Origin of the sequence: Aeromonas sp. sif0611 (assembly GCF_019218845.1) — a bacterium.
GTDB lineage: Bacteria > Pseudomonadota > Gammaproteobacteria > Enterobacterales > Aeromonadaceae > Aeromonas > Aeromonas media.
This window is the reverse complement of record NZ_JAHUWU010000011.1, coordinates 86,792-106,824: the sequence shown is the minus strand read 5'-3', so window position 1 is coordinate 106,824 and position 20,033 is coordinate 86,792. Positions and strand designations below refer to the sequence as shown.

Here is a 20,033-nt window from a genome sequence, read left to right as displayed (position 1 = left end):
CCGATTTGGTGATAATAAGGCTAAATATCAAATCACTTTTACACACAGGTAATAATGTTCGGCTGGGAAGGGGTCTGTGAATTTGTCAGCGTGGCGGAGCAGGGGGGCTTTACCCCGGCGGCGCGCAAGCTGGGGGTGTCGGTGGCGCAGGTCAGCCGCCAGGTGGCGCAGCTGGAAGACAGGTTACAGGCCAAGCTGCTGCTGCGCACCACCCGTCAGGTGCGGCTCACCGAGCTCGGGGAGATCTACTTTCGCCACTGTCGCCAGTTGCTGGACAACCTCTACGAGGCGGAGCTGGCACTGGGGCGCCATCAGGCGGTGCCACAAGGGTCGCTGCGCATCACGGCCCCTGTCTCCTACGGCGAGAGCCGCATCGCCCCCCTGGTGAATGACTTCATGGTGCGCTTCCCCCAGCTGGAGGTGACCCTCAACCTCACCAACCAGTTGCTGGATCTGGTGCACGAGGGGTTCGATCTGGCGATCCGTCTCGGCCACCTCAAGGACTCGACCCTGGTGGCCCGCAAACTGGCCCAGCGGGTGCCCTATGTGTGTGCCTCCCCCGCCTATACCGCCCGTCACGGCATCCCCAACAGCCTCTCGGAGCTTGCCCGTCACACCTGTCTGGTGGGCAACGGCGACGAGTGGCACTTCACCCTGGACGGTCGTCCCCACAGCGTGCGGGTGCGCGGCCTGCTCCACTGCAACAGCGGCCACGCCCTGCTGGATGCGGCCCTCAAGGGGATCGGCATCATCCAGCTGCCGGACTACTACGTGAGTGACCACCTCGCCCAGGGGGATCTCATCGAACTGTTGCCGGAGCTGCGGGCGCCAGAGGAGGGGATCTGGGCCCTCTATCCCCACAATCGCCACCTCTCCCCCAAGGTGCGGCTGCTGGTGGACTACCTCGCCGAACGGCTCAGCGATCCCGCCCAGCCGGCGCTGGTGCGCCCCATAGGCTGACGCCCGGATGACAACACGCGCCTCATAAAAAAGGCGCTGTCTCCATTGGGTATTAGAAGGACAGTCCTGAAGCAGGTCATCACTGCAAGGGGCGTCATCATGGATGCCCCCTCGGCTATCCGCGCCGACATGGCACAGTTTGACTCCCTTTGTCAGCCCCCCAGCCTGGGCTGTCATCGTCCTGTCCGGCGGGCACGCCCTGTGGAACCCCCTCGCCAGCACAAAGCTCCGTCCGCCCCCCTGATACCGGCGCAGTAGACAGCAGATCCTGCAGCGGCCCCCACCGGACGGGGGGACGGCCGCGCCAGACGGGCAAATTCGCCGGTCAGCCTCCTTGGCTAGACTGGACCGGTCGTCTAATGACACCCATTTGGCACTTTTTCCCGCCACTCAGTCTGGAAGGATCCGATATGAAACCCTTGTTGACCGCCCTCTTGCTCCCCCTGCTGCCCCTCGCCGCACAGGCCGCCGAACCCGTCTGGATCACGGTCGGTGCCGACAGCGGCGTCGAACTCAAGCAGGTCAAGGCCAGGCTGGCCCCCCTGTTCAGCGCCAGCGGTGCCCCCATCCAGCTGGCCCAGGTCGAGGCGAGCGAGCTTGGCACTCTCTCCCACCTGATGCACGAAGGGCACCAGCGCTGCGGCGGCTACGTGGTGCACAGCACCCTGGCCGACGCCCTGCAGAGCATGGCCCAGCCCATCAGCCAGAACCTGTTCAGTGCCCCGCCGCTGACCCAGGGGGCCAGCGTCAGCCGGCTGCTGCCCCATCTGGATCAGGGCAAGATAGTCGGCACCATCAGTCAGCTCTCGAGCTGGCGCAACCGCTACTACACCACCACCACAGGAGTGCAGTCGGCCGATTGGGTGGCCGGTCAGTGGCAGACCCTGAGCGCGACCCTGCCCTGGGCCAGCGTCAGCCGGGTCAAGCACAGCGGCTATCCGCAGCAATCCGTGGTGCTGACCCTCAAGGGCAGCCGCTATCCGGACGAAGTGGTGGTACTCGGCGGTCATCTCGACTCCACCGCGGGCTCGGCCCCCAACAGCCGCACCCTGGCGCCGGGGGCCGATGACGATGCCTCCGGCATCGCCACCCTGACCGAGGTGCTGCGGGTCATCGCCGAGCAGGGCCGCCAGCCGGAGCGCACCCTGCAGTTCATCGGCTATGCGGCGGAAGAGGTGGGGCTGCGTGGCTCCAAGGACATCGCCACCCGCTACAAGGCGGCCAACACCAAGGTGCTGGCGGCGCTGCAGCTAGACATGACCAACTACCAGGGTTCGGCGGAAGAGATCGTCTTCATGACCGACTACACCGACCAGGGGCTGACCGGCTATCTGGCCCAGCTGCTGGACGCCTATCTGCCCCAGATCCGCTACGGCTACGACAGCTGCGGTTACGGCTGCTCGGATCACGCCTCCTGGCACAATCAGGGCTACCCGGCCGCCATGCCGTTCGAGTCGCGCTTCAACGACTACAACCCCAACATCCACACCGCCCAGGACACCTTGCAAAACTCTGATCCCTCGGCTGCCCACGCCCTCAAGTTCGCCCAGCTGGCCACCAGCTTCGCCATCGAGATGGGCAAGATAAACTGAACCGCCAAGGCGCGATGAACCGCGTAAAAAAAGGCCCACAGTCGTGGGCCTTCTTGCATTTTTGGTATGGGCGGGACGCTATTCCCGCTCCTTGACGTAGGGGGTGCCGAGCGCCTTGGGCGCCACCGCCTTGCCGATGAAGCCGGCGAGCAGGAAGACCGTCAGTATGTAGGGCAGTGCCTCGATGGCCTGCACCGGGATCGGGAAATCGCCGATGCTGACCCCTTGCAGCCGGATGGCGACAGCATCGAGGAAGCCGAACAGCAGACAGGCCGCCATGGCGTTCCAGGGGCGCCACTTGCCGAACACCAGGGCCGCCAGCGCCATGAAGCCCTTGCCCGCGCTCATGTTGGGGATGAACTGGGCGGTCTGGGCCACCGCCAGATAGGTGCCCCCGATCCCGGCCAGCAGGCCGCCGATGATGAGGGCGGTATAGCGCATCCGCACCACGGAGATACCTGCGGTATCCACCGCAGCCGGGGCTTCGCCCACCGCCCGCAGCCGCAGGCCGAAGCGGGTGCGGAACAGCACCCACCAGGCCAGGGGCACGGCGGCGAAGGCCACGTACTCCAGCAGGGAGTGACCGCTCAGCAGCTCGCTGTAGAGCTGGCCGATGACGGGCACGTCATAGAGCTCCTTGGCGAAGGGCAGGTCTATGGGGGCGAAGCGGGCATCGCCGGAGAGTGCCGGGGTCTGACCCCCCTGATCGAACCAGTAACGGCCCAGGGTGACGGTCAGACCGGCCGCCAGTATGTTGATGGCCATGCCGCTCACCACCTGATCCCCGCGGTGGGTGATGGTGGCGAAGCCGTGCAGCAGGGCGAACAGGATGGAGACACCCACCCCGGCACCCAGCCCAATCCAGGCGGAGCCGGAGACGGCGGCCGCGGCCGCACTGGCGAAGGCCGCCGCCAGCAGCTTGCCCTCCAGGGCGATGTTGACCACCCCGGAGCGCTCGCAAAACATCCCCGCCATGGCCGCCAGGATCAGGGGCGGTGCGGTACGTATGGTCGCATCCAGCATCAGGATCAGCATTTCGAACATGATCAGACTCCCTTCACTTGTGCGGTTGAGCGGTTGGCAAACGCCAGGTAGGCCTGCTCGATGCGCGGACGCAGCATGTGCTCGAGGGCGCCGCAGAACAGGATCACCAGACCCTGCAACACCACCACTATGTTGCGATCCACCCCGAACTCGAAGCTGAGCTCGGCACCACCCTGATAGAGGAAGCCGAACAGCAGGCTGGCGATGATGACGCCGACCGGGTGGTTGCGACCCATCAGGGCCACCGCTATGCCGGTGAAGCCGAAGCCTTCCACGAAGTTGAGCTTGATCTGGTGCAGCTCACCCTGCAGCACGTTGAGGGCGAAGAAGCCCGCCAGCATACCGGAGATCACCATGGCCAGGATCACCACCTTGGGGTAGGAGATGCCCGCATAGGCGGAGGCGCTCTGACTGGCGCCGACCGAGCGGATCTCGTAGCCCCAGCGGGTATGCCAGATGAAGACCCACACCAGGGCCGCACAGATCAGCGCCCAGACGAAGCTGATGTTGAGGGGGCTGTTCGGCATCTCCACACCGAAACCGGCCGCCAGCTCGCTCATCTTCGGCAGCCAGCTCGCCACGGCGAACACCTTGCTCTCTGTGGCCATGGATCCTGGCGGCTTGAAGACGTCGACCAGCAGGTAGGCCATCAGGGAGGCGGCGATGAAGTTGAACATGATGGTGGTGATGACGATGTGGCTGCCCCGCTTGGCTTGCAGCCAGGCCGGGATGAAGGCCCAGGCCGCACCGAACAGGCCACCGGCAATGATGGCGAGCGGCAACAGCAGGGCGAACGGCAGCACGTCCCCGAGCAGCAGACAGACCAGCCCCACACCCAGGCCGCCAATATAGGCCTGGCCCTCACCGCCGATGTTGAACAGGCCGGCGTGGAAGGCCACCGCTACCGCCAGACCGGTGAAGATGAAGCCGGTGGCGTAGTAGAGGGTAAAGCCTATGCCTTCGCCGGTGCCGAAGGCGCCGTACCACATGATCTCGGCGGCATCGACCGGGTTGATGTCGAGGTAGTAGAACAGGATGGCCGACACCAGGAAGGCCAGCAGGATGTTGACCGCAGGCAGCACGCCCACGGAGATCCAGGCAGGAATACGTACTTGGCTCATCAGTGGGCCTCCTTGGCAATCTCGTCAGGCACTATGTTAGCCATCATAAGACCTATGGTGCGCTCATCCGCCTTGGCGCCGTCCAGCTCGCCGACGATGCGGCCATCGGCGATGACCAGGATACGGTCAGACAGGCTCATGATCTCGTCGAGCTCCACCGACACCAGCAGCACCGCCTTGCCCTTGTCGCGCATGGCGATGATCTGCTGGTGGATGTACTCGATGGCGCCGATGTCGACGCCCCGGGTCGGCTGGCCGACCAGCAGCACATCCGGGTCCTGTTCCACTTCCCGGGCGATCACCAGCTTCTGCTGGTTGCCGCCGGAGAAGTTCGCGGTCTTGTGCTCCGGGCTTGGCGGGCGCACGTCCCACTTCTCCATCTTGGCCTGGCAATCCTGACGGATCGCCTCCTTGTCCTGCAGCCAGCCCTTGTTGTATTGCGGGCGGCGGTGATAACCGAGGATGAAGGCCTCTTTCGCCTCGAAGCGATTGATCAGCCCCATCTTGTGGCGGTCTTCCGGAATGTGGCCGAGGCCGAAGTTGCGCACCCGCTCCGGATCGGCCGGATGGCTCAGGCTCACCTCGTGGCTCTGGGCTCCGGCGATGGTGAAGCTGCCCTTGCTGGGCTTGAGGATGCCGCCGAGCAGGCTGAGCAGCTCGGACTGGCCGTTGCCGGAGACCCCGGCGATGCCGACCACTTCCCCGGCGCGCACCGCGAAGCTGACGGACTTGACCCGCTCCACCCCGGCGTCATCGACGTAAGAGAGGCCATCGACCTTGAGTTTGGCCTCGCCCGGCTGGGCTGTGCCCTTGTCGACCTTGAGGCGCACCTTGCGGCCCACCATCAGCTCGGCGAGCTGCTCCTTGTCGGTGTCCTTGGTGGCGACGTGGGCCACCATCTCGCCCCGGCGCATGATGGAGACCTGATCCGTGATGGCCAGGATCTCCCGCAGCTTGTGGGTGATGAGGATGATGGTCGCGCCCTGATCCCGGAGCTTTTTCAGCACCTCGAACAGGTGATCCGCCTCTTGCGGGGTCAGCACCCCGGTGGGCTCGTCGAGGATCAGGATGCGGGCGCCGCGATAGAGCGCCTTGAGGATCTCGACCCGCTGTTGCAGGCCCACCGGCAGATCCTCGACTTTTTCGTGCAGCGGCACCTCGAGACCATAGTCCCTGGCCAGCTCGCCGAGCAGTTTCTCGGCCGCCGCCAGGCTCTTGCCCAGGTGCCAGCCGTTTTCCGCGCCGAGGATGACGTTCTCCAGCACGGTGAAGTTGTTCACCAGCATAAAGTGCTGGTGCACCATGCCCACCCCTGCGGCAATCGCATCTTGGGAGCCATGGGGTTTGAAGGGGTTACCGTCGATCAGCATCTCGCCTCTGTCGGCGTGGTAGAAACCGTAGATGATGCTCATCAGGGTCGACTTGCCGGCGCCATTTTCGCCGACGATGCCGTGAATGCTGCCTTTACGAACCTGAAGGTCGATCTGCTTGTTGGCGTAAACCTCGCCAAAGCGCTTATCGATACCTCTTAATTCGATGGCATAGCGATCTGTCTGGTCCATGATGCAGTCCTTGCGGGTCATGAAGTAGAGACTAAAAACCGGCCCGTGCGGGCCGGTCTGGGTTGAGAGTCGTAGCAGAGACTCAGTACTCGCAGTATCAGTACTTACAGGAGTTGTCGCTCATGTAGTCGTGCACCTTGATCTTGCCGGCGATGATGTCGGCCTTGATGCTTTCGACCTTGGCTTTCATTTCCGGGGTGATCAGCTTGGCGTTGTTCTCGTCCAGCGCCCAGTCAACACCGCCTTCGGCCAGACCCAGGGTCTGGATGCCCGGCTTCCAGCTGCCCTTGGCGGCGTCATCCCAGCTCTTGTACGCGGCCAGGCCAACATCCTTGACCATGGAGGTCAGCATGGTGCCAGGTTGCAGGTGGTTCTGGTTGGAATCCACGCCGATGGCCAGCTTGCCTTCGTCCTTGGCAGCCTGATAGACACCGATACCGGTACCGCCGGCGGCGGCATAGACAACGTCGGCGCCCTTGGCGAACTGGGACTTGGCGAGCTCGGCACCCTTGGCCGGGTCGGCAAAGGCCGCCGGGGTGGAGCCGGTCATGTTCTGGTACACGTCGATCTTCGGATTGATGTACTTGGCGCCCTGCTCATAGCCGCACTGGAATTTGCGGATCAGCGGGATGTCCATGCCGCCCACGAAGCCGACCTTGCCGCTCTTGGAGGCGATGGCCGCCAAGGCACCCACCAGGAAGGAGCCTTCATGCTCCTTGAAGATGAGGGACTGTACGTTCGGCTTGTCGACCACCATGTCGATGATGGTGAACTGAGTTTTCGGGAATTCGGTGGCAACCTTCTCTACCGCGGAGCCCATGTTGAAGCCGACGGCGACGATGGGGCCGTTGCCACGGCTGGCCAGACGACGCAGACCCTGCTCGCGCTGGGCTTCGTTCTGGGGCTCGAACTCCTTGACCTTGACGCCTTTGTCCTTGTTGTAGACTTCGACGCCGTTGCGGAACACGGCTTCGTTGAAGGACTTGTCGAATTTGCCAGCGGTGTCATAGATGACGGCGGGCTCGGAGGCTGCCTGGGCAGAAAGGGCAGCGAGGGTGAGGGCGGCCACGGTGGCCAGCTTGAGCACTTTAGTCACGATCGTATCCTTGATTGTTATGTGAGGGTCCACAACCTGTCTTGGCAGGTCATAAAGCACGCTGGCTAACTGTAAGTGAGCCAGCCTGTGGGTCAAGGGGATCATAGAGGAAAAACGTTTGCGTTAACGGTTTGAAATATAAGCAAATTGCTTTATAAGTGTTTGTTTTTAGGTTTGTTTGCAGAGTTAAATGCTGTGATTAATAGGCGCCAAACGACATTTGTGTTTCTATTCATGAGGTTATGCGCAAGCGTTTTCCTCTTTCGATGAAAAAAGTGGTTTCTATCGGCACCAAATCCAGCGGCCAGACCGCTTCTGTCGGCAGGGGCGAGCCGGTGCCGCACCTCGACTTGGTCTCTGACGCCTCAGGCCGTATAATCCCCGCCTGTATAAATAAACAGGAGTGGTGATGGACGTTTCAACCCTGCTCGACGGGCTCAACGACAAGCAAAGAGACGCGGTGGCGGCCCCTCGCAGCAATCTGCTGGTGCTGGCGGGCGCCGGCTCGGGCAAGACCCGGGTGCTGGTGCACCGTATCGCCTGGCTGATGCAGGTGGAGCGTTGCTCACCCTTCTCCATCATCGCCGTGACCTTTACCAACAAGGCGGCGGCCGAGATGCGCGGCCGGGTCGAGAAAGTGATAGGTGACGGCGTGCGCGGCATGTGGATAGGCACCTTCCACGGCATCGCCCACCGGCTGCTGCGGGCCCACCATCTGGATGCGGGCCTGCCGCAGGATTTCCAGATCCTCGACTCCGACGACCAGTACCGTCTCATTCGCCGGGTGCTCAAGGCGCTCAACCTCGACGAGAAGCACTGGGCCCCGCGCGCCGTGATGGGCTACATCAACGGCAAGAAAGACGAAGGCTTGCGCCCCGGCGACATCGATCTCTACGGTGACCCCGTCACCCGCACCTATCAGCAGATCTACAAGACCTATCAGGAGACCTGCGATCGCTCCGGGCTGGTGGACTTCGCAGAACTCCTGCTGCGCGCCCACGAGCTGTGGCTGAACAAACCCCACATCCTCGAGCACTACCGCGACCGCTTCCAGAACATACTGGTGGACGAGTTCCAGGATACCAACGGCATCCAGTACGCCTGGCTGCGGATGCTGGCTGGCGACACAGGCCGGGTGATGATAGTCGGCGACGATGACCAGTCCATCTACGGCTGGCGCGGCGCCAAGATAGAGAATATCCAGCGCTTCCTGACCGACTATGAGGGGGCGCAGACCATACGCCTCGAGCAGAACTACCGCTCCACCGCCAATATTCTCAAAGCCGCCAACAGCGTCATCGCCAACAACTCGGAGCGGCTCGGCAAGGAGCTGTGGACCGAAGGGGCCGAGGGGGAGCCGATTTCCCTCTACGCCGCCTTCAACGAGGTGGACGAGGCCCGCTTTGTGGTCGGCCGCCTCAAGGATTGGAAAGATAAAGGTGGCCTCTTGGCCGATTGCGCCATCCTCTATCGCTCCAACGCCCAGTCACGGGTGCTGGAAGAGGCGCTGATGCAGGACGCCATGCCGTACCGCATCTACGGCGGCCTGCGCTTCTTCGAGCGCCAGGAGATCAAAGACGCCATGGCCTACCTGCGCCTTATCAACAACAGAGGCGACGACGCCAGCTTCGAGCGGGTCGTCAACACCCCGACCCGCGGCATCGGCGAGCGCACCCTGGAGATCTTGCGAAACAACGCTCGGGATCAGGGACAGAACCTCTGGCAGTCGGCCAAGACCCTGCTTAACGACAAGGTGCTGACCGGCCGCGCCGGCAATGCGGTGCGCGGCTTCGTGGATCTCATCGATGCGCTGGAGGAGCAGGTCGGCATGCTGCCCCTGCACCAGCAGGCGGACATCGCCATCCAGCACTCCGGCCTCAAGGCGATGTATCTGGCGGAAAAAGGCGAGAAATCCCAGGCGCGGGTAGAGAACCTGGACGAGCTGGTCACCGCCTGCCGTCAGTACCAGCGCCCGGACGAGCTGGAAGACATGAGCGATCTCTCCGCCTTCCTCGCCCACGCGGCGCTGGAATCCGGCGAGAATCAGGCGGACGAATATGCCGACGCGGTGCAGCTGATGACATTGCACAGTGCCAAGGGGCTGGAATATCCCCTGGTGCTGCTGGTCGGGGTGGAAGAGGGCATGTTCCCCAGCCAGCAATCCACCGAGGAGTCGGGCCGCCTGGAGGAGGAGCGGCGCCTCTGCTACGTGGGCATGACCCGCGCCATGGAGAAGCTCTACATCTGTTATGCGGAGAGCCGCCGCATCTACGGCCGCGAGATGTTCCACAAGCCGAGCCGCTTTATCCGCGAGATGCCCGCCGAGTGTCTGGAAGAGATCCGGCTGCGCACCCAGGTCAGCCGCCCCACCCAGTACGGCCGCTTCAGCCAGAACGAGGTGCAGCAGAGCTTTGACGCCAGCGGCATCAAGCTCGGCCAGCGGGTGCTCCATCCGAAATTTGGGGAAGGCATAGTGCTCAACTTCGAAGGGGTCGGCCAGCAGAGCCGGGTGCAGATCCAGTTCGACGACGTCGGCGCCAAGTGGCTGGTGACGGCGTATGCGAGATTGGAGGCGCTCTAATCCCTCACCCTGACCCTCTCCCAACGGGAGAGGGGATCATCCCCGAGATAGCCTTTGCCTCCTTCTCCCCATGCGGGAGAGGGGCTTGTTCCCGAGATAGTTTTGCTCCCTTCTCCCCATGCGGGAGAGGGGCTAATTCCCGAGAGCGTCTTGCTCCCTTCTCCCCTTGCGGGAGAAGGGTTGTGGGGATGAGGGGGCGCTTGCTGATGGCACGGCTGACGCCGTGCTGGACGCGAGGGCTGGGCCCTCGACAGGGTTTCGCCCGCCCTTCGGGCTTGGGCGAGTAACTTTTCTTTGCGTGGCCAAAGAAAAGTCACCAAAAGAAAGGCCCCCCCGCCAATCCGCTGGCTTCGCCAGTCCCCTCGGGCCAGAGCCAACGTCGGACGGGCCGCCGCAGACGGCACATCCCTGTGCCGGCTGCGGCTACGCCATCATCCCTGATGGCATCCCTGACGTTGCCTCTGACCCTCGGCGGATTGGAGGGGGTCCAAGACTGTGCATGACTGTGGCCCAGAATTCTCGTCAGAGTGTTGTGCGTGGCTCACAATGGTGGGAGTCCGAACTTCCCCGCTATAAATCACTTAAAGTGGATGAACTAAATTTTCCTCAGCTTGTTGGCCTAAATAAAAACGTATCGCACTGAAAAATGATGGCCAATCGCCCGCTCTATTTTTTCTAAGTACTGACTTGGCTATTAAACCAATAGCGTAATCTATCGTTCTCCCACTATTAACTATGTCTTGAATATTATTATTTAGACTATCGAGAACAGCTTTTCGAGCTCGTGTTAACCGAGGGGAATTTAGATTCAATTCATCTATGGTTTTGCGTGCCATTTCTACGTTCAGCCCATTAGACTGACAGGAACTCTCATTTACAGTAATTAGTCCTGTTGAGCGATTAAAATTCCAAACGTTGATATGAGGTAATTGCAGTGGATTTAAGATGATCGCATCCAGAATTTTGTCGTCCTTAGGTACATCACAAGAATAATTCTTTGATTCGCTATCAAACCGTTGCTCATGATTAACAACATTTCTTTGGTTTCCTCCACAACAAACAGCCAGCAAATTGGTCCACTCCAACCCCCAATTAGGTTCTCCCGGCTCTCGTCTCGATTTCGGATGAAAATGTTCAATGCGACAGTCATCTAATGCCCCATTGGTTCCAGCCAGCAAGTCCTGCTCACAATATGCACATAGATTGCCTTGATCTGTCCGTAGTTGTTGCTGCGTCTCTTGGTACCTTGCACTACAACAACGGAAAGCTTCTCTAATGGATTCTTTATTTTTCTCCCACAAGGCATCAGGGTGTGCAGCTTTGAATGCCCCTAATCGATTTGGTTCTTCCCCCTTATTTATCTTTTTCATTATTAAAACAAGAAACCTGGGACACCCACCTTTTTGAGTAAGCCGTATCCAGATTGGTGATGCGATGACGGATAGTTGGCTCGAGGGTTGGAGCGGGAGCAACAAGGTGGCTGTTCTGGCCTAAAAAGCCTCTTGTTCAGGCAACGTCATGCCCGGCATCGGGTGACACGCCGGGGTGTGATGTGACGCGGGAACTAGCGATTCAAACAGGCAGCTGGTGACATCGCCGCTGGCCGCAGTGCTGTGCGAACAGCCGGCAATGTTCTCTGTCACCCACTACTCTGATGCCCTGCCGCCGAAACAGTGTCACCTGTTTCAGCCAGCGAGCTTCATCCAACCCCAGCCGCACCAGTATGGGCGCAAGGTGAACCGGAATATGACCGCGCTTGTCGCTTCTGATGGCTCGCCCTGTCCAGTCGACCAGCGCCAGATAGTCGAGAAAGGCATAGGGCAGGTCATCTGGCTTGCCTTGGCTGGAAAACGGCAGCAACAGAGGTGGCAACGATGCTGCAGGTTGTTGGTCCACGAGGCGCTGTTTGATGCTGGTGTAGTCGCTCTCTTCGGGTCTGTCGGCAATCGCTGCCCGTATCGGATTGAGGTCGACGTAGGCCATGCAGGCCAGCAGGGCTGACTCGGTGAGCAAGGCCTGGCTCTTGAAGCGCCCTTCCCAGAAATGGCCCTTGCAACCATCCTCCTGATTGGCCTGGCGGGCCAGGTTTTCATTGAGCAACCGAACAAACCAGCTGATGGAATGCAGTCGCTCACGCCATTGGGCGATTAGCTGTTGTACGACCATCAGCTCCGGTTCAATCAGGGATTCTCCTTGGTACCAGCGTCGCACCAGCAGGGGCCACTGAAACAGTGCGGCCCAACGCTCGGCCACTTCCTGCTCACTCCAGCGGAGGGCGATATCTCGTTCAACCTTGAGCACCAGATGATAGTGATTGTTCATCACCGCGTAGGCACAGACACCGATGGCAAACAGCCGTGACAACTGCCCCAGCTTGTCGACCACCCATTGGCGCCTGTGCTCGTAACTCTGGCCGGAATGGGCATCTTCGCCGCACAAGAAGGCCCGTCGCACACAGCGACTGACCACGTGGTAGTAGGGTGTATCTTGCAGACTGATTTGACGGGAACGGGCAATGGTCATGGCAACCTCCTGCGATTTCCCTTTCAGTCAAGAACAGAGGTAAAGCGCTGTCAAAAAGGTGGGTGTCCCAATAAAAAGAGTTGCTGAACTGCACCGAGACCAGATCATCGGCGAAGGTGTTGAGAGAGAGAGCCGAGGCGATGGCGCCGGCCAGCAAAGCGACTTGGGGAGATTTCATATCAGACTCCTCGTTAAGGTTCGAGAAGCAGTCTAGGGCGGTGGGGTGTTCACTGAAATGGCACTCGGTTGATATGAAAATTCACTGGCAGTAATGAATGGTAGGGGGAGAGGGGGCAGGAACTCCCGCTATGTGAGCGAGGCGCCCTCTGCCGGCGTGGCGGGGGCTGGAACGGGGAAGGGGATGTCTGCCGTCCATGCCGCGCCACTGCCTGATCAAATAAAAAGCAAAGGGTGATGATCCAGTCATTAGCGAGCTGCATATGCCCGTGGGGACCAACCAATGGAGAATGACCAGATGAAATGGATTCAACGTTGTGCCGCACTAGCTATGGTATTGGGTCTGGCCGCATGCGGAGGCAGTGAAAATGACAGCAGTCCGCCCAATGCCGCCATCAGGATCAGCCACTTAGCCCCTGATGCCCCCAAGGTGAATGTAAATGTCGACGGTGCGCCTTTCCTGACGGCCGTCGATTATGGCTCAAGCAGCGGGCTCAAGCCGGTTGCCGCTGGCAGTCACGAAGTTGCAGTCGATGGTATTTTGCCGAGCGGCACCTCGACCGTCATAGGCCCGGTATCCCTCGACCTGAAACCCGACACTCAGTACGACGTGTTGGCAGTGGGCAAACTGGCGGGGAGCGGGGATACCGCCTTCGGCCCGCTGGTGATTGAGCGGCCGAACCAGGCACCAACGGGAGGCGATATTCGTGTGCAGGTGGTGCATGCCGCACCCGGTGCACCGGCCGTCGACATCCATGTCACTGCGCCGGGGGCCGCCCTGACCAGCCCGACGCTGGCCAATATACCGTTCAAGACCTATAGCGACCCCCTCACCCTGCCAGCAGGCGAATACCAGATCAGGCTGACGCTGCCGGGCAGCAGCGATGTGGTTTATGACTCTGGCCCGCTGACGCTCAACGCGGGTACAGACTTGCTGATGGCGGCGATCGACAACCTGGGGGCGGGGCCAAGCCCGGTACAACTGCTTGCCATCGGTGATGCTGGCGCCACTCCCATCTTGTCTACCGATGAGCAGGCTCAGCTGAGGGGGGTTCATGCCGTCGCTGATGCCCCTGCCGTCGATATTTGGGTGAATGGCGTTGCGCCGACAGCGGCCCCGCTGCAAGGACTGGCCTTCAAGGCGAACACCTCCTACCTGAGCCTGGCCGCCGGCGATTATGACTTTGTGGTCACGCCAACCGGAGCCACTACACCGGAAGTCATCAATGCCAGCGACGTGCCGCTCAAGGCGGGTGCCCGCTACTCCCTGTTTGCCGTGGGTCAGTTGCTGGACCCATCCGGTGAAACCATAGAGCCCTTGCTGCTGACCGACAGCGGTCGTGTGGTGGCGACAGAGGCACAACTGCGTGTGCTCCATGCCGCCCCCACGGCACCGGCGGTGGACGTCTACCTGACTGCGGGGTCGGACATCAGCGGTGCGTCACCGGCGCTCAGCGCCGTACCCTTCAAGGCTGACAGTGGTTATCTTGCCCTTGCTGCCGGGGATTACTATGTCACCGTCACGGCCTCGGGTGACAAGACCCCGGTCATCGGTCCCCTGCCGGTCACCCTGGTCAATGGTCAGGTGCTGACAGCCGCGGCCCTGTCTGACAGTGCGGGTGGCGTGGATCCCGAGCTGCTGATCCTGGACGATATCAGCAGCAAATGATGACCCTCTGCTAGTCAACTGACTCGCAACCTGACCCAGACTGAGCCCTTCAGTTTGGGTCTTTTTATGGCAGGAGATCTGGGAGGCGGAAGTCCGGGTCTCCCATCTTTTTGAGCAGGAAATCTGGGACACCCATCTTGTTGTGCATCTTGTTGTGCGTGTCGCAGTGGTTGGCGGTCGAGCTCAAAAAGGTGGGTGTCCCAAGATAAAGGTGGGTGTCCCAAGATGAAGAGTGTCGGCGAGGCGTTCGCCGACAGGTCAGTCAACGGCAAGCTGCCCAGTCGCCGGCGAGATCAGGCCCCCTGCCAGCGCTTGAACAGCACGCTGGCATTCACGCCGCCAAAGCCAAAGCCATTGGAGATGGCGTGCTCGATCCCCATGTCACGGGCCGCGCCCCGTACTATGTCCACGCCGTCGGCGAGGGGGTCGGCTTGCTGCAGGTTGCGGGTGGCAGGCACTCTCTGATCGCGAATGGCCAGGGCGGTGAAGATGGCCTCTATCCCCCCGGCGGCCCCCAGCAGATGGCCGGTGGCGGACTTGGTGGAGGTCACCGCTATCTGGTTGTTGTCACCAAATACGCGCTTGATGGCGGCGAGCTCCCCCCTGTCACCCACCGGGGTCGAGGTGGCATGGGCATTGAGGTGCTGGACATCCGCAGCCTGAATGCCGGCCTGAGTCAGGGCCGCCATCATGGCGCGGCGAGCGCCGTCTCCATCTTCCGGGCCGGCGGTAAGGTGATAGGCGTCGGCGCTGGTGCCATACCCCACCAGCTCCACTATGGGGGTGGCACCCCGGGCCAGGGCGTGTTCCAGGGACTCAATCACCAGGATCCCGGCCCCTTCGCCCATCACGAAGCCGTCGCGGTCGACATCGAAGGGGCGGGAGGCCGCTTCGGGGTCATCAGCATAGGCGGACGACAGCGCGCGAGCCGCGGCAAACCCACCCAGGCTGACGCGGTCTAAGGTGGCCTCGGCCCCGCCACAGATGGCGATGTCGGCCTCACCGCAGCGAATGAGACGGGCGGCGTCGCCAATGGCCTGCACCCCTGCGGCACAGGCCGTGACCGGTGCCCCGAGCGGGCCTTTGAAGCCGAAGTTGATGGAGACATGGCCCGCCGCCATGTTGACCAGGAACGAGGGGATGGTGAACGGCGACAAGCGACGCGGTCCCCGCTCATCCGTGGTGCGCACCGCATCGACGATGGCGGGGAAGCCGCCGATGCCAGAGGCGATGATGGTGGCGGTGCGCTCCTGCTGCTCCGCCGTCTCGGGGGCCCAGTTGGCTTGCAACAGGGCCTCCTTGGCCGCGGCAATGGCAAACAGGATGAAGCGATCCATCTTCTTCTGCTCCTTGGTCGACACCACGGCATCGGGGTCAAACCCGGCCAGGGGATCCTCGACCAGGGTCGGCACCATGGCGCCCACCTTGGCGGCCAGCCCTTCGGTGAAGACCTCCGGCAGGCGGCGCAAGCCGGACTGGCCCGCCAGCAGTCGCTGCCACACGGTTTCCACCCCATATCCAAGCGGGGTCACCGCTCCCATTCCAGTCACCACGATACGATGTGCGTTCATGACTCTGATTCCTGTTTCGAAGGGTTATCGCCGCTCATCACGCCATTGGCATGGCACAGACGCTGCTTCATGCCGTCGCCAGCGGCCGGTCCCGGCACCAATCTGTGGCGCGAGGGTGAAATTTCCTGACCGGTGTGCCTATCCACCAGCATGGGCTCGACCAGTTCGCCCGTCTGGGCATCCTTCAGCTGGATGCTGGCCCCCTCGGGCGCCAGGTGGTTGTTGCCCCAGGTGAGCAGCGCGATCAGCACGGCGCTGAGATCCTGGCCGCGGGGGGTGAGTGCATATTGATAGCGAGGGGGGCGCTCGGAGTAGAGCCGCTTCTCCATCAGGCCCCCCTCGACCAGGGCGGTCAGGCGTCGGGTCAGTATGTTAGGGGAGATACCAAGGCTCTTTTGAAATTCATCGAAGCGCGACAGGCCATGCATGGCATCGCGGATAATCAGCAGACTCCACCATTCGCCGACATGATCCAGGCTGCGGGCGATGGGGCACTGCTGTTCACTCAGACTCTTCTTGCGCATGTTGTGCCATCAGGTTACTTGCATAATGGAAGTAACCATACGGTCCTTACTTCCATTATGCAAGTGACTCGTGCCGCCCGGTGGCGGGGCATTCTAGTGAGCGGGGAAGCTGGGGCCTCCACTCTGTTGGATAAGCCATCGACGCCAGATAACGGGAATATGACGCGAGCACATCTCGAAGAAACAGATGGGAGTCAGAAACCCGGCCACCGACAGGGCGCGGCGGCCGGGTGAATTGTAAAGAGTAGGGTGACGGAAAGCGGGATCAGCCTAGTCTAATCAACTCGATGGGGGCGTAACGCTCCTGGCTGTTCGCCAGCAGCACGCACTTCTCGTGCTCCGCCTCATAGGGGGTCAGGTTGTCGGTGTGCGCCTCCTTCAGGGTATCGACCGCGCCGGTGGCGGCAATCATCACCCGTTGGCCCAGGGTCAGCACATTGCGGTTTCGATCGTAGATCTTCATGGCATTCTCCTTGTGGGATTGGCGCCCCGGCCCGTGCCGGGGCAACGGGCTCCAGACTACGCCCATCGAAAAACGAGATGCCTGTCACAGATCAAAAAAAGGGGAAAGAGGGACTCAGGGTGGCGGGCAGCCCGGGTGCGCTGGCAACGGGTGCCTCGCCGAGGCCGCCACTGCCTGTCGCAGGGCGGGGAGGGTGCCCCCGCTTTTCATTTCTCCGGGCTCGAACTGCGAGGGGGATGCGCTATAGTGGAGCCGCTCGTTTTACCGCCTTCAACCAACCGAGAGTGCATTATGAATCGTGATATCGCCGCCCAGTTCATCAAGATGCTGACCAACCTGGACCAGTGTCTGGCCAAGGCCGAGGCCCACGCCGAGGCGAAGAAATTCAATGTGGACAACTTCTTCAATGAGCGCCTCATCGTCGACATGCTGCCGCTGGCCAAGCAGGTGCTGATCTGCTGTGACAGCGCGCGCGCCGTGGTCGCCACCGCCAGCCTGAGCGAGCCGCCGGTACTCGGGGATGATCCCAAAACCATGGCGGATCTGCGCGCCCACGTGGCCAAGACCATCGTCTATCTGCAGAGCAAGCTGGAGGCTGATTTCAGCCAGTATGCGAGTGGCCACTACTACCCCTACTGGGCGGGCGGCAAGGGGATGGACGGTCACAGCTGCGTGCACGAGTACGGCATCCCGAACTTCTACTTCCACCTGACCATGACCTATGCCCTGCTGCGCCAGGCTGGCGTCGATCTCGGCAAGCGGGATTACCTGGGTGGCCTGAACCTGCAATGAGTGCTGGGCATTGCACATGAAAAGAGCCTGCCATCCGGCAGGCTCTTTGCTTTTTTGCGGGCCCGGCATCCCCGGGATGGTGCCGGGTTATTCGTTCGGGATCTCGGGTTCGACCAGGGCGGCGAGCTGGGTCAGGGACTCCTGCCAGCCGAGGTAGCACATCTCGACCGGGATGGCTGCCGGGATCCCTGCCTGTTCGATGGCGAGATCGGTGCCGCACAGCACCTGGGTGAGGGTGATGGTGACGTGCATCTCCCCCGGCAGATTGGGGTCGTCGAAGCGATCCGTATAGCGGATGCGCTTGCCCGATTCCAGCTCGAGATACTCGCCGCCGAAGGCATGGCTGTGGCCGTTGCCGAAATTGAAGAATGCCATCCTGAAGGTGCCGCCGACGCGGGCCTCCAGCTGCTCTACCCGGCAGGTGAAGCCATGGGGCGGCAGCCACTTGGCCAGGGCGTCCGCCTCGATAAAGGCTCTGTACACCCGCATCGGCGGGGCCTTGAGTACGCGGTGCAGGGTCACAATTCCTGTCGTCATGAGGGGCTCCTCCTCGGTTGGTCCGCAGCAAGAATAGTTGCCCATGCCGAAGTTGGCCGCTGGCCGGATGGGGAACAAGGGGCAAGCCTCCCGCCGCGCTTCTCCTCAACCGCCCAGGGCGATGGTGAGCAGTACGATGGCGACGCCCGCGACTGCGAAGATCACGCCGATAAGCCAAGGGCGTGGTGAACCGGCATAGCGGGCCAGCCCATAGCCAATTCCCATCAGCATCAGCAGGGCGATGGTGTGTGAGAGGCGCAGGGCCGGAACGGGGTCCTGCATGAAGAAGAAGGGCAGCAGCACGGGGAAGGTGGAGAGGAACACCATGAAGAAGACCCCCAGGCTGTTGAGCAGGTCATTCCAGCGCCAGATGCCCCCCTGGCCCAGCTCGGGGTGTTGCTGCAGACGCACCTGCCAGTCCCTGAGCTCAGGGTCGCGGCAGATCGCCGCCAGCGGGCCGGGCAGGGCGTCTCGCAGCGCCGTTATGCCCCTCTCATCACCGGGTGTCAGCAGGCGCAACTGCTGCAACAACCGCAGGGCTCGGCCCCGCTCGGTCAGGGTGGTGATGAGGTAGACGATGGCATCGATAATGCCCCAGGCGATGTTGCAGCCGATGCCGGCGATCAGCAGATCCCTGACCTCGGCGCGTCCCGCCTCGAACGCATTGAAGCAACCGGTGAAGGTGAGCACCATCAGCAGGCCGAACAGGATCTCCGAGTAGCGGGAGATGGGATCTATGGGGGAAAAACGGGGTGAGTTCATAGGAGGTTCTCTGGATGCACGTTGAAACATGAGCATGGAAGCGGCCCAGGGCAAGATCAAGGAGACCCGATGCGCCAGTCAGCCACCGTCAAGTCTGGCACAACGGAGCGTTCTCAGCGGGGACAAACGGCGTAAGGTGACAGGGGGAGGGGGGACGTTTCGGGCTCTGGCCTTGCCGTGGCCATGATCGCGGTCCTGCGTCGCACTTCTTCGCTAACACAGTGATTTTTCAGCGTATTGGCAAGGAGTTGATCAAGGTTGAGGTTATTGCCGCCGTTCGCTCATATAATCGCCGCCATGCAAGCGACTCGGAAGGATTCGATGACAAAGCTGATGGTGGCCCTGCTGGGGTTGTTTTACGCCTGCCTGGTGTGGGCCAACCCCGTTCCCTTCGTGGCCAGTCCGTCACCGGTGCAGGGGAAGATGGAGCCGCTGCTCTCCTGGTTCACCGGCGAGTTCTCCAGCCAGGAGCAGGCCGGTTACGACCCGCGTTTCACCAGTGCCGAGCTGCGTCTGGTGGAGATCTGGCCCGGAGAAGGTCCTTTTCGCTGGGTTTATGCCGAGCAGTTCCTGAGCGAGCGGGCGGTGCGTCCGTTCCGTCAGCGCATCTACCGCTTCTCCCCGCTGCCCGATGGCCGCATCCTGATGGCCGAGCTGACCATGCCGAGGGCCACCGACTTTGCCGGCGCCTGGCGTCAACCCGAACTGCTCGACTCCCTCACCCCGCAACAACTCTCCCTGCGCCAGGGCTGCGAGATCTGGCTGACCCGTCAGGCCAGCGGGGAGTACGCGGGCCACAGCAAGGTCGGCAGCTGTGCCACCGACTTTGGCGGCGCCACTACCCTGGTGCAGTACCTCTGGATTGGCCCCAACAGCGTCAGGCTGCTGGACAGGGCCTATGACAACGGCGCCCGCCAGCGCTGGGGCAGCCCGGGGGAGGGATATCTCTACCTGCGCAAGGTGAAGCAACGGGGGGAGTGACCAGGGCGGCGTGTCCAGCGTCTGGCGTCGTAATTGGCGGGATACAGGGAAGGGAGATTGACGGGATGGCGTCTACCG

17 protein-coding genes are annotated in these 20,033 nt (G+C 61.8%); 6 read left to right on the top strand and 11 right to left on the bottom strand.

What is annotated here, in order from left to right:
- Positions 1–54: 54 nt before the first annotated feature.
- Both KW824_RS19305 and KW824_RS19300 read left to right on the top strand, forming a co-directional pair.
- Positions 55–960, top strand: coding sequence for a LysR substrate-binding domain-containing protein (locus tag KW824_RS19305; protein ID WP_182786915.1), 906 nt, complete (start codon positions 55–57; stop codon positions 958–960).
- Between the two features lie 410 nt (positions 961–1,370).
- Complete coding sequence (locus tag KW824_RS19300) at positions 1,371–2,552, top strand: M28 family metallopeptidase (RefSeq protein ID WP_218410761.1); 1,182 nt, start codon at positions 1,371–1,373, stop codon at positions 2,550–2,552.
- A gap of 78 nt (positions 2,553–2,630) precedes the next feature.
- Here KW824_RS19300 and KW824_RS19295 read toward each other — a convergent pair whose 3' ends face one another.
- The 4 genes from KW824_RS19295 to KW824_RS19280 all read right to left on the bottom strand — a co-directional run bounded on the left by KW824_RS19295 (position 2,631) and on the right by KW824_RS19280 (position 7,375).
- Positions 2,631–3,596 carry an ABC transporter permease gene (locus tag KW824_RS19295; RefSeq protein ID WP_025325295.1) on the bottom strand — a complete coding sequence of 322 codons (966 nt, stop codon included), beginning with the start codon at positions 3,594–3,596 and terminating at the stop codon, positions 2,631–2,633.
- A gap of 2 nt (positions 3,597–3,598) precedes the next feature.
- A complete protein-coding gene (locus tag KW824_RS19290; RefSeq protein ID WP_041206642.1) occupies positions 3,599–4,717 on the bottom strand; it encodes an ABC transporter permease in 1,119 nt (372 codons plus the stop codon).
- Complete coding sequence (locus KW824_RS19285) at positions 4,717–6,279, bottom strand: ABC transporter ATP-binding protein (protein WP_218410760.1); 1,563 nt, start codon at positions 6,277–6,279, stop codon at positions 4,717–4,719. Before KW824_RS19285 ends, KW824_RS19290 begins: the two co-directional genes overlap by 1 nt.
- 97 nt (positions 6,280–6,376) lie before the next feature.
- Complete coding sequence (locus KW824_RS19280) at positions 6,377–7,375, bottom strand: BMP family protein (protein WP_005326140.1); 999 nt, start codon at positions 7,373–7,375, stop codon at positions 6,377–6,379.
- Between the two features lie 409 nt (positions 7,376–7,784).
- Here KW824_RS19280 and uvrD point away from each other — a divergent pair, with 409 nt between their 5' ends.
- Complete coding sequence (gene uvrD / locus KW824_RS19275) at positions 7,785–9,956, top strand: DNA helicase II (protein WP_218410759.1); 2,172 nt, start codon at positions 7,785–7,787, stop codon at positions 9,954–9,956.
- Positions 9,957–10,537: 581 nt separating this feature from the next.
- Here the strand turns inward: uvrD and KW824_RS19270 are convergent.
- The gene (locus tag KW824_RS19270; RefSeq protein ID WP_218410758.1) at positions 10,538–11,326 is read right to left on the bottom strand and encodes a retron system putative HNH endonuclease; all 789 of its coding nucleotides are present in this window, start codon (positions 11,324–11,326) and stop codon (positions 10,538–10,540) included.
- Positions 11,327–11,528: 202 nt separating this feature from the next.
- On the bottom strand, positions 11,529–12,479 hold the full coding sequence (locus tag KW824_RS19265) for a transposase (RefSeq protein ID WP_218410757.1): 951 nt from the start codon (positions 12,477–12,479) through the stop codon (positions 11,529–11,531).
- Between the two features lie 460 nt (positions 12,480–12,939).
- Between KW824_RS19265 and KW824_RS19260 the strand changes: the two genes are divergently transcribed.
- A complete protein-coding gene (locus KW824_RS19260; protein WP_371316627.1) occupies positions 12,940–14,325 on the top strand; it encodes a DUF4397 domain-containing protein in 1,386 nt (461 codons plus the stop codon).
- 293 nt (positions 14,326–14,618) lie between these two features.
- On the opposite strand, the gene fabF is transcribed toward KW824_RS19260, so the two are convergent.
- The 3 genes from fabF to ydfZ form a co-directional block, all read right to left on the bottom strand.
- A complete protein-coding gene (gene fabF / locus KW824_RS19255; protein WP_218410755.1) occupies positions 14,619–15,896 on the bottom strand; it encodes a beta-ketoacyl-ACP synthase II in 1,278 nt (425 codons plus the stop codon).
- Positions 15,893–16,420: a helix-turn-helix domain-containing protein gene (locus tag KW824_RS19250; RefSeq protein WP_161506751.1), complete on the bottom strand. Its 528-nt coding sequence runs from the start codon at positions 16,418–16,420 to the stop codon at positions 15,893–15,895. Before KW824_RS19250 ends, fabF begins: the two co-directional genes overlap by 4 nt.
- Positions 16,421–16,685: 265 nt before the next feature.
- A complete protein-coding gene (ydfZ, locus tag KW824_RS19245; RefSeq protein WP_043132242.1) occupies positions 16,686–16,883 on the bottom strand; it encodes a putative selenium delivery protein YdfZ in 198 nt (65 codons plus the stop codon).
- Positions 16,884–17,174: 291 nt separating this feature from the next.
- On the opposite strand from ydfZ, the gene KW824_RS19240 reads away from it, so the two are divergent.
- Positions 17,175–17,675: a DUF1993 domain-containing protein gene (locus KW824_RS19240; protein ID WP_218410754.1), complete on the top strand. Its 501-nt coding sequence runs from the start codon at positions 17,175–17,177 to the stop codon at positions 17,673–17,675.
- An 87-nt stretch (positions 17,676–17,762) separates the two neighbouring features.
- On the opposite strand, the gene KW824_RS19235 is transcribed toward KW824_RS19240, so the two are convergent.
- Both KW824_RS19235 and KW824_RS19230 read right to left on the bottom strand, forming a co-directional pair.
- Complete coding sequence (locus KW824_RS19235) at positions 17,763–18,212, bottom strand: SRPBCC family protein (protein WP_218410753.1); 450 nt, start codon at positions 18,210–18,212, stop codon at positions 17,763–17,765.
- A gap of 105 nt (positions 18,213–18,317) precedes the next feature.
- Positions 18,318–18,974 (bottom strand): VIT1/CCC1 transporter family protein, encoded by a 657-nt coding sequence (locus tag KW824_RS19230; protein WP_042650131.1) that lies wholly within the window; start codon positions 18,972–18,974, stop codon positions 18,318–18,320.
- A gap of 321 nt (positions 18,975–19,295) precedes the next feature.
- Between KW824_RS19230 and KW824_RS19225 the strand changes: the two genes are divergently transcribed.
- Positions 19,296–19,955: a chromophore lyase CpcT/CpeT gene (locus KW824_RS19225; RefSeq protein WP_202619474.1), complete on the top strand. Its 660-nt coding sequence runs from the start codon at positions 19,296–19,298 to the stop codon at positions 19,953–19,955.
- The last annotated feature ends 78 nt before the right edge of the window (positions 19,956–20,033 follow it).

What these genes read in the sequence shown, in the direction of transcription:
- KW824_RS19305 (WP_182786915.1), top strand. Translation starts at nt 55, where the DNA reads ATGTTCGGCTGGGAAGGGGTCTGTGAATTTGTCAGCGTGGCGGAGCAG.
- KW824_RS19300 (WP_218410761.1), top strand. Translation starts at nt 1,371, where the DNA reads ATGAAACCCTTGTTGACCGCCCTCTTGCTCCCCCTGCTGCCCCTCGCC.
- KW824_RS19295 (WP_025325295.1), bottom strand. Translation starts at nt 3,596, where the DNA reads ATGTTCGAAATGCTGATCCTGATGCTGGATGCGACCATACGTACCGCA.
- KW824_RS19290 (WP_041206642.1), bottom strand. Translation starts at nt 4,717, where the DNA reads ATGAGCCAAGTACGTATTCCTGCCTGGATCTCCGTGGGCGTGCTGCCT.
- KW824_RS19285 (WP_218410760.1), bottom strand. Translation starts at nt 6,279, where the DNA reads ATGGACCAGACAGATCGCTATGCCATCGAATTAAGAGGTATCGATAAG.
- uvrD (WP_218410759.1), top strand. Translation starts at nt 7,785, where the DNA reads ATGGACGTTTCAACCCTGCTCGACGGGCTCAACGACAAGCAAAGAGAC.
- KW824_RS19270 (WP_218410758.1), bottom strand. Translation starts at nt 11,326, where the DNA reads ATGAAAAAGATAAATAAGGGGGAAGAACCAAATCGATTAGGGGCATTC.
- KW824_RS19265 (WP_218410757.1), bottom strand. Translation starts at nt 12,479, where the DNA reads ATGACCATTGCCCGTTCCCGTCAAATCAGTCTGCAAGATACACCCTAC.
- KW824_RS19260 (WP_371316627.1), top strand. Translation starts at nt 12,940, where the DNA reads ATGGAGAATGACCAGATGAAATGGATTCAACGTTGTGCCGCACTAGCT.
- fabF (WP_218410755.1), bottom strand. Translation starts at nt 15,896, where the DNA reads ATGAACGCACATCGTATCGTGGTGACTGGAATGGGAGCGGTGACCCCG.
- KW824_RS19250 (WP_161506751.1), bottom strand. Translation starts at nt 16,420, where the DNA reads ATGCGCAAGAAGAGTCTGAGTGAACAGCAGTGCCCCATCGCCCGCAGC.
- ydfZ (WP_043132242.1), bottom strand. Translation starts at nt 16,883, where the DNA reads ATGAAGATCTACGATCGAAACCGCAATGTGCTGACCCTGGGCCAACGG.
- KW824_RS19240 (WP_218410754.1), top strand. Translation starts at nt 17,175, where the DNA reads ATGAATCGTGATATCGCCGCCCAGTTCATCAAGATGCTGACCAACCTG.
- KW824_RS19235 (WP_218410753.1), bottom strand. Translation starts at nt 18,212, where the DNA reads ATGACGACAGGAATTGTGACCCTGCACCGCGTACTCAAGGCCCCGCCG.
- KW824_RS19230 (WP_042650131.1), bottom strand. Translation starts at nt 18,974, where the DNA reads ATGAACTCACCCCGTTTTTCCCCCATAGATCCCATCTCCCGCTACTCG.
- KW824_RS19225 (WP_202619474.1), top strand. Translation starts at nt 19,296, where the DNA reads ATGACAAAGCTGATGGTGGCCCTGCTGGGGTTGTTTTACGCCTGCCTG.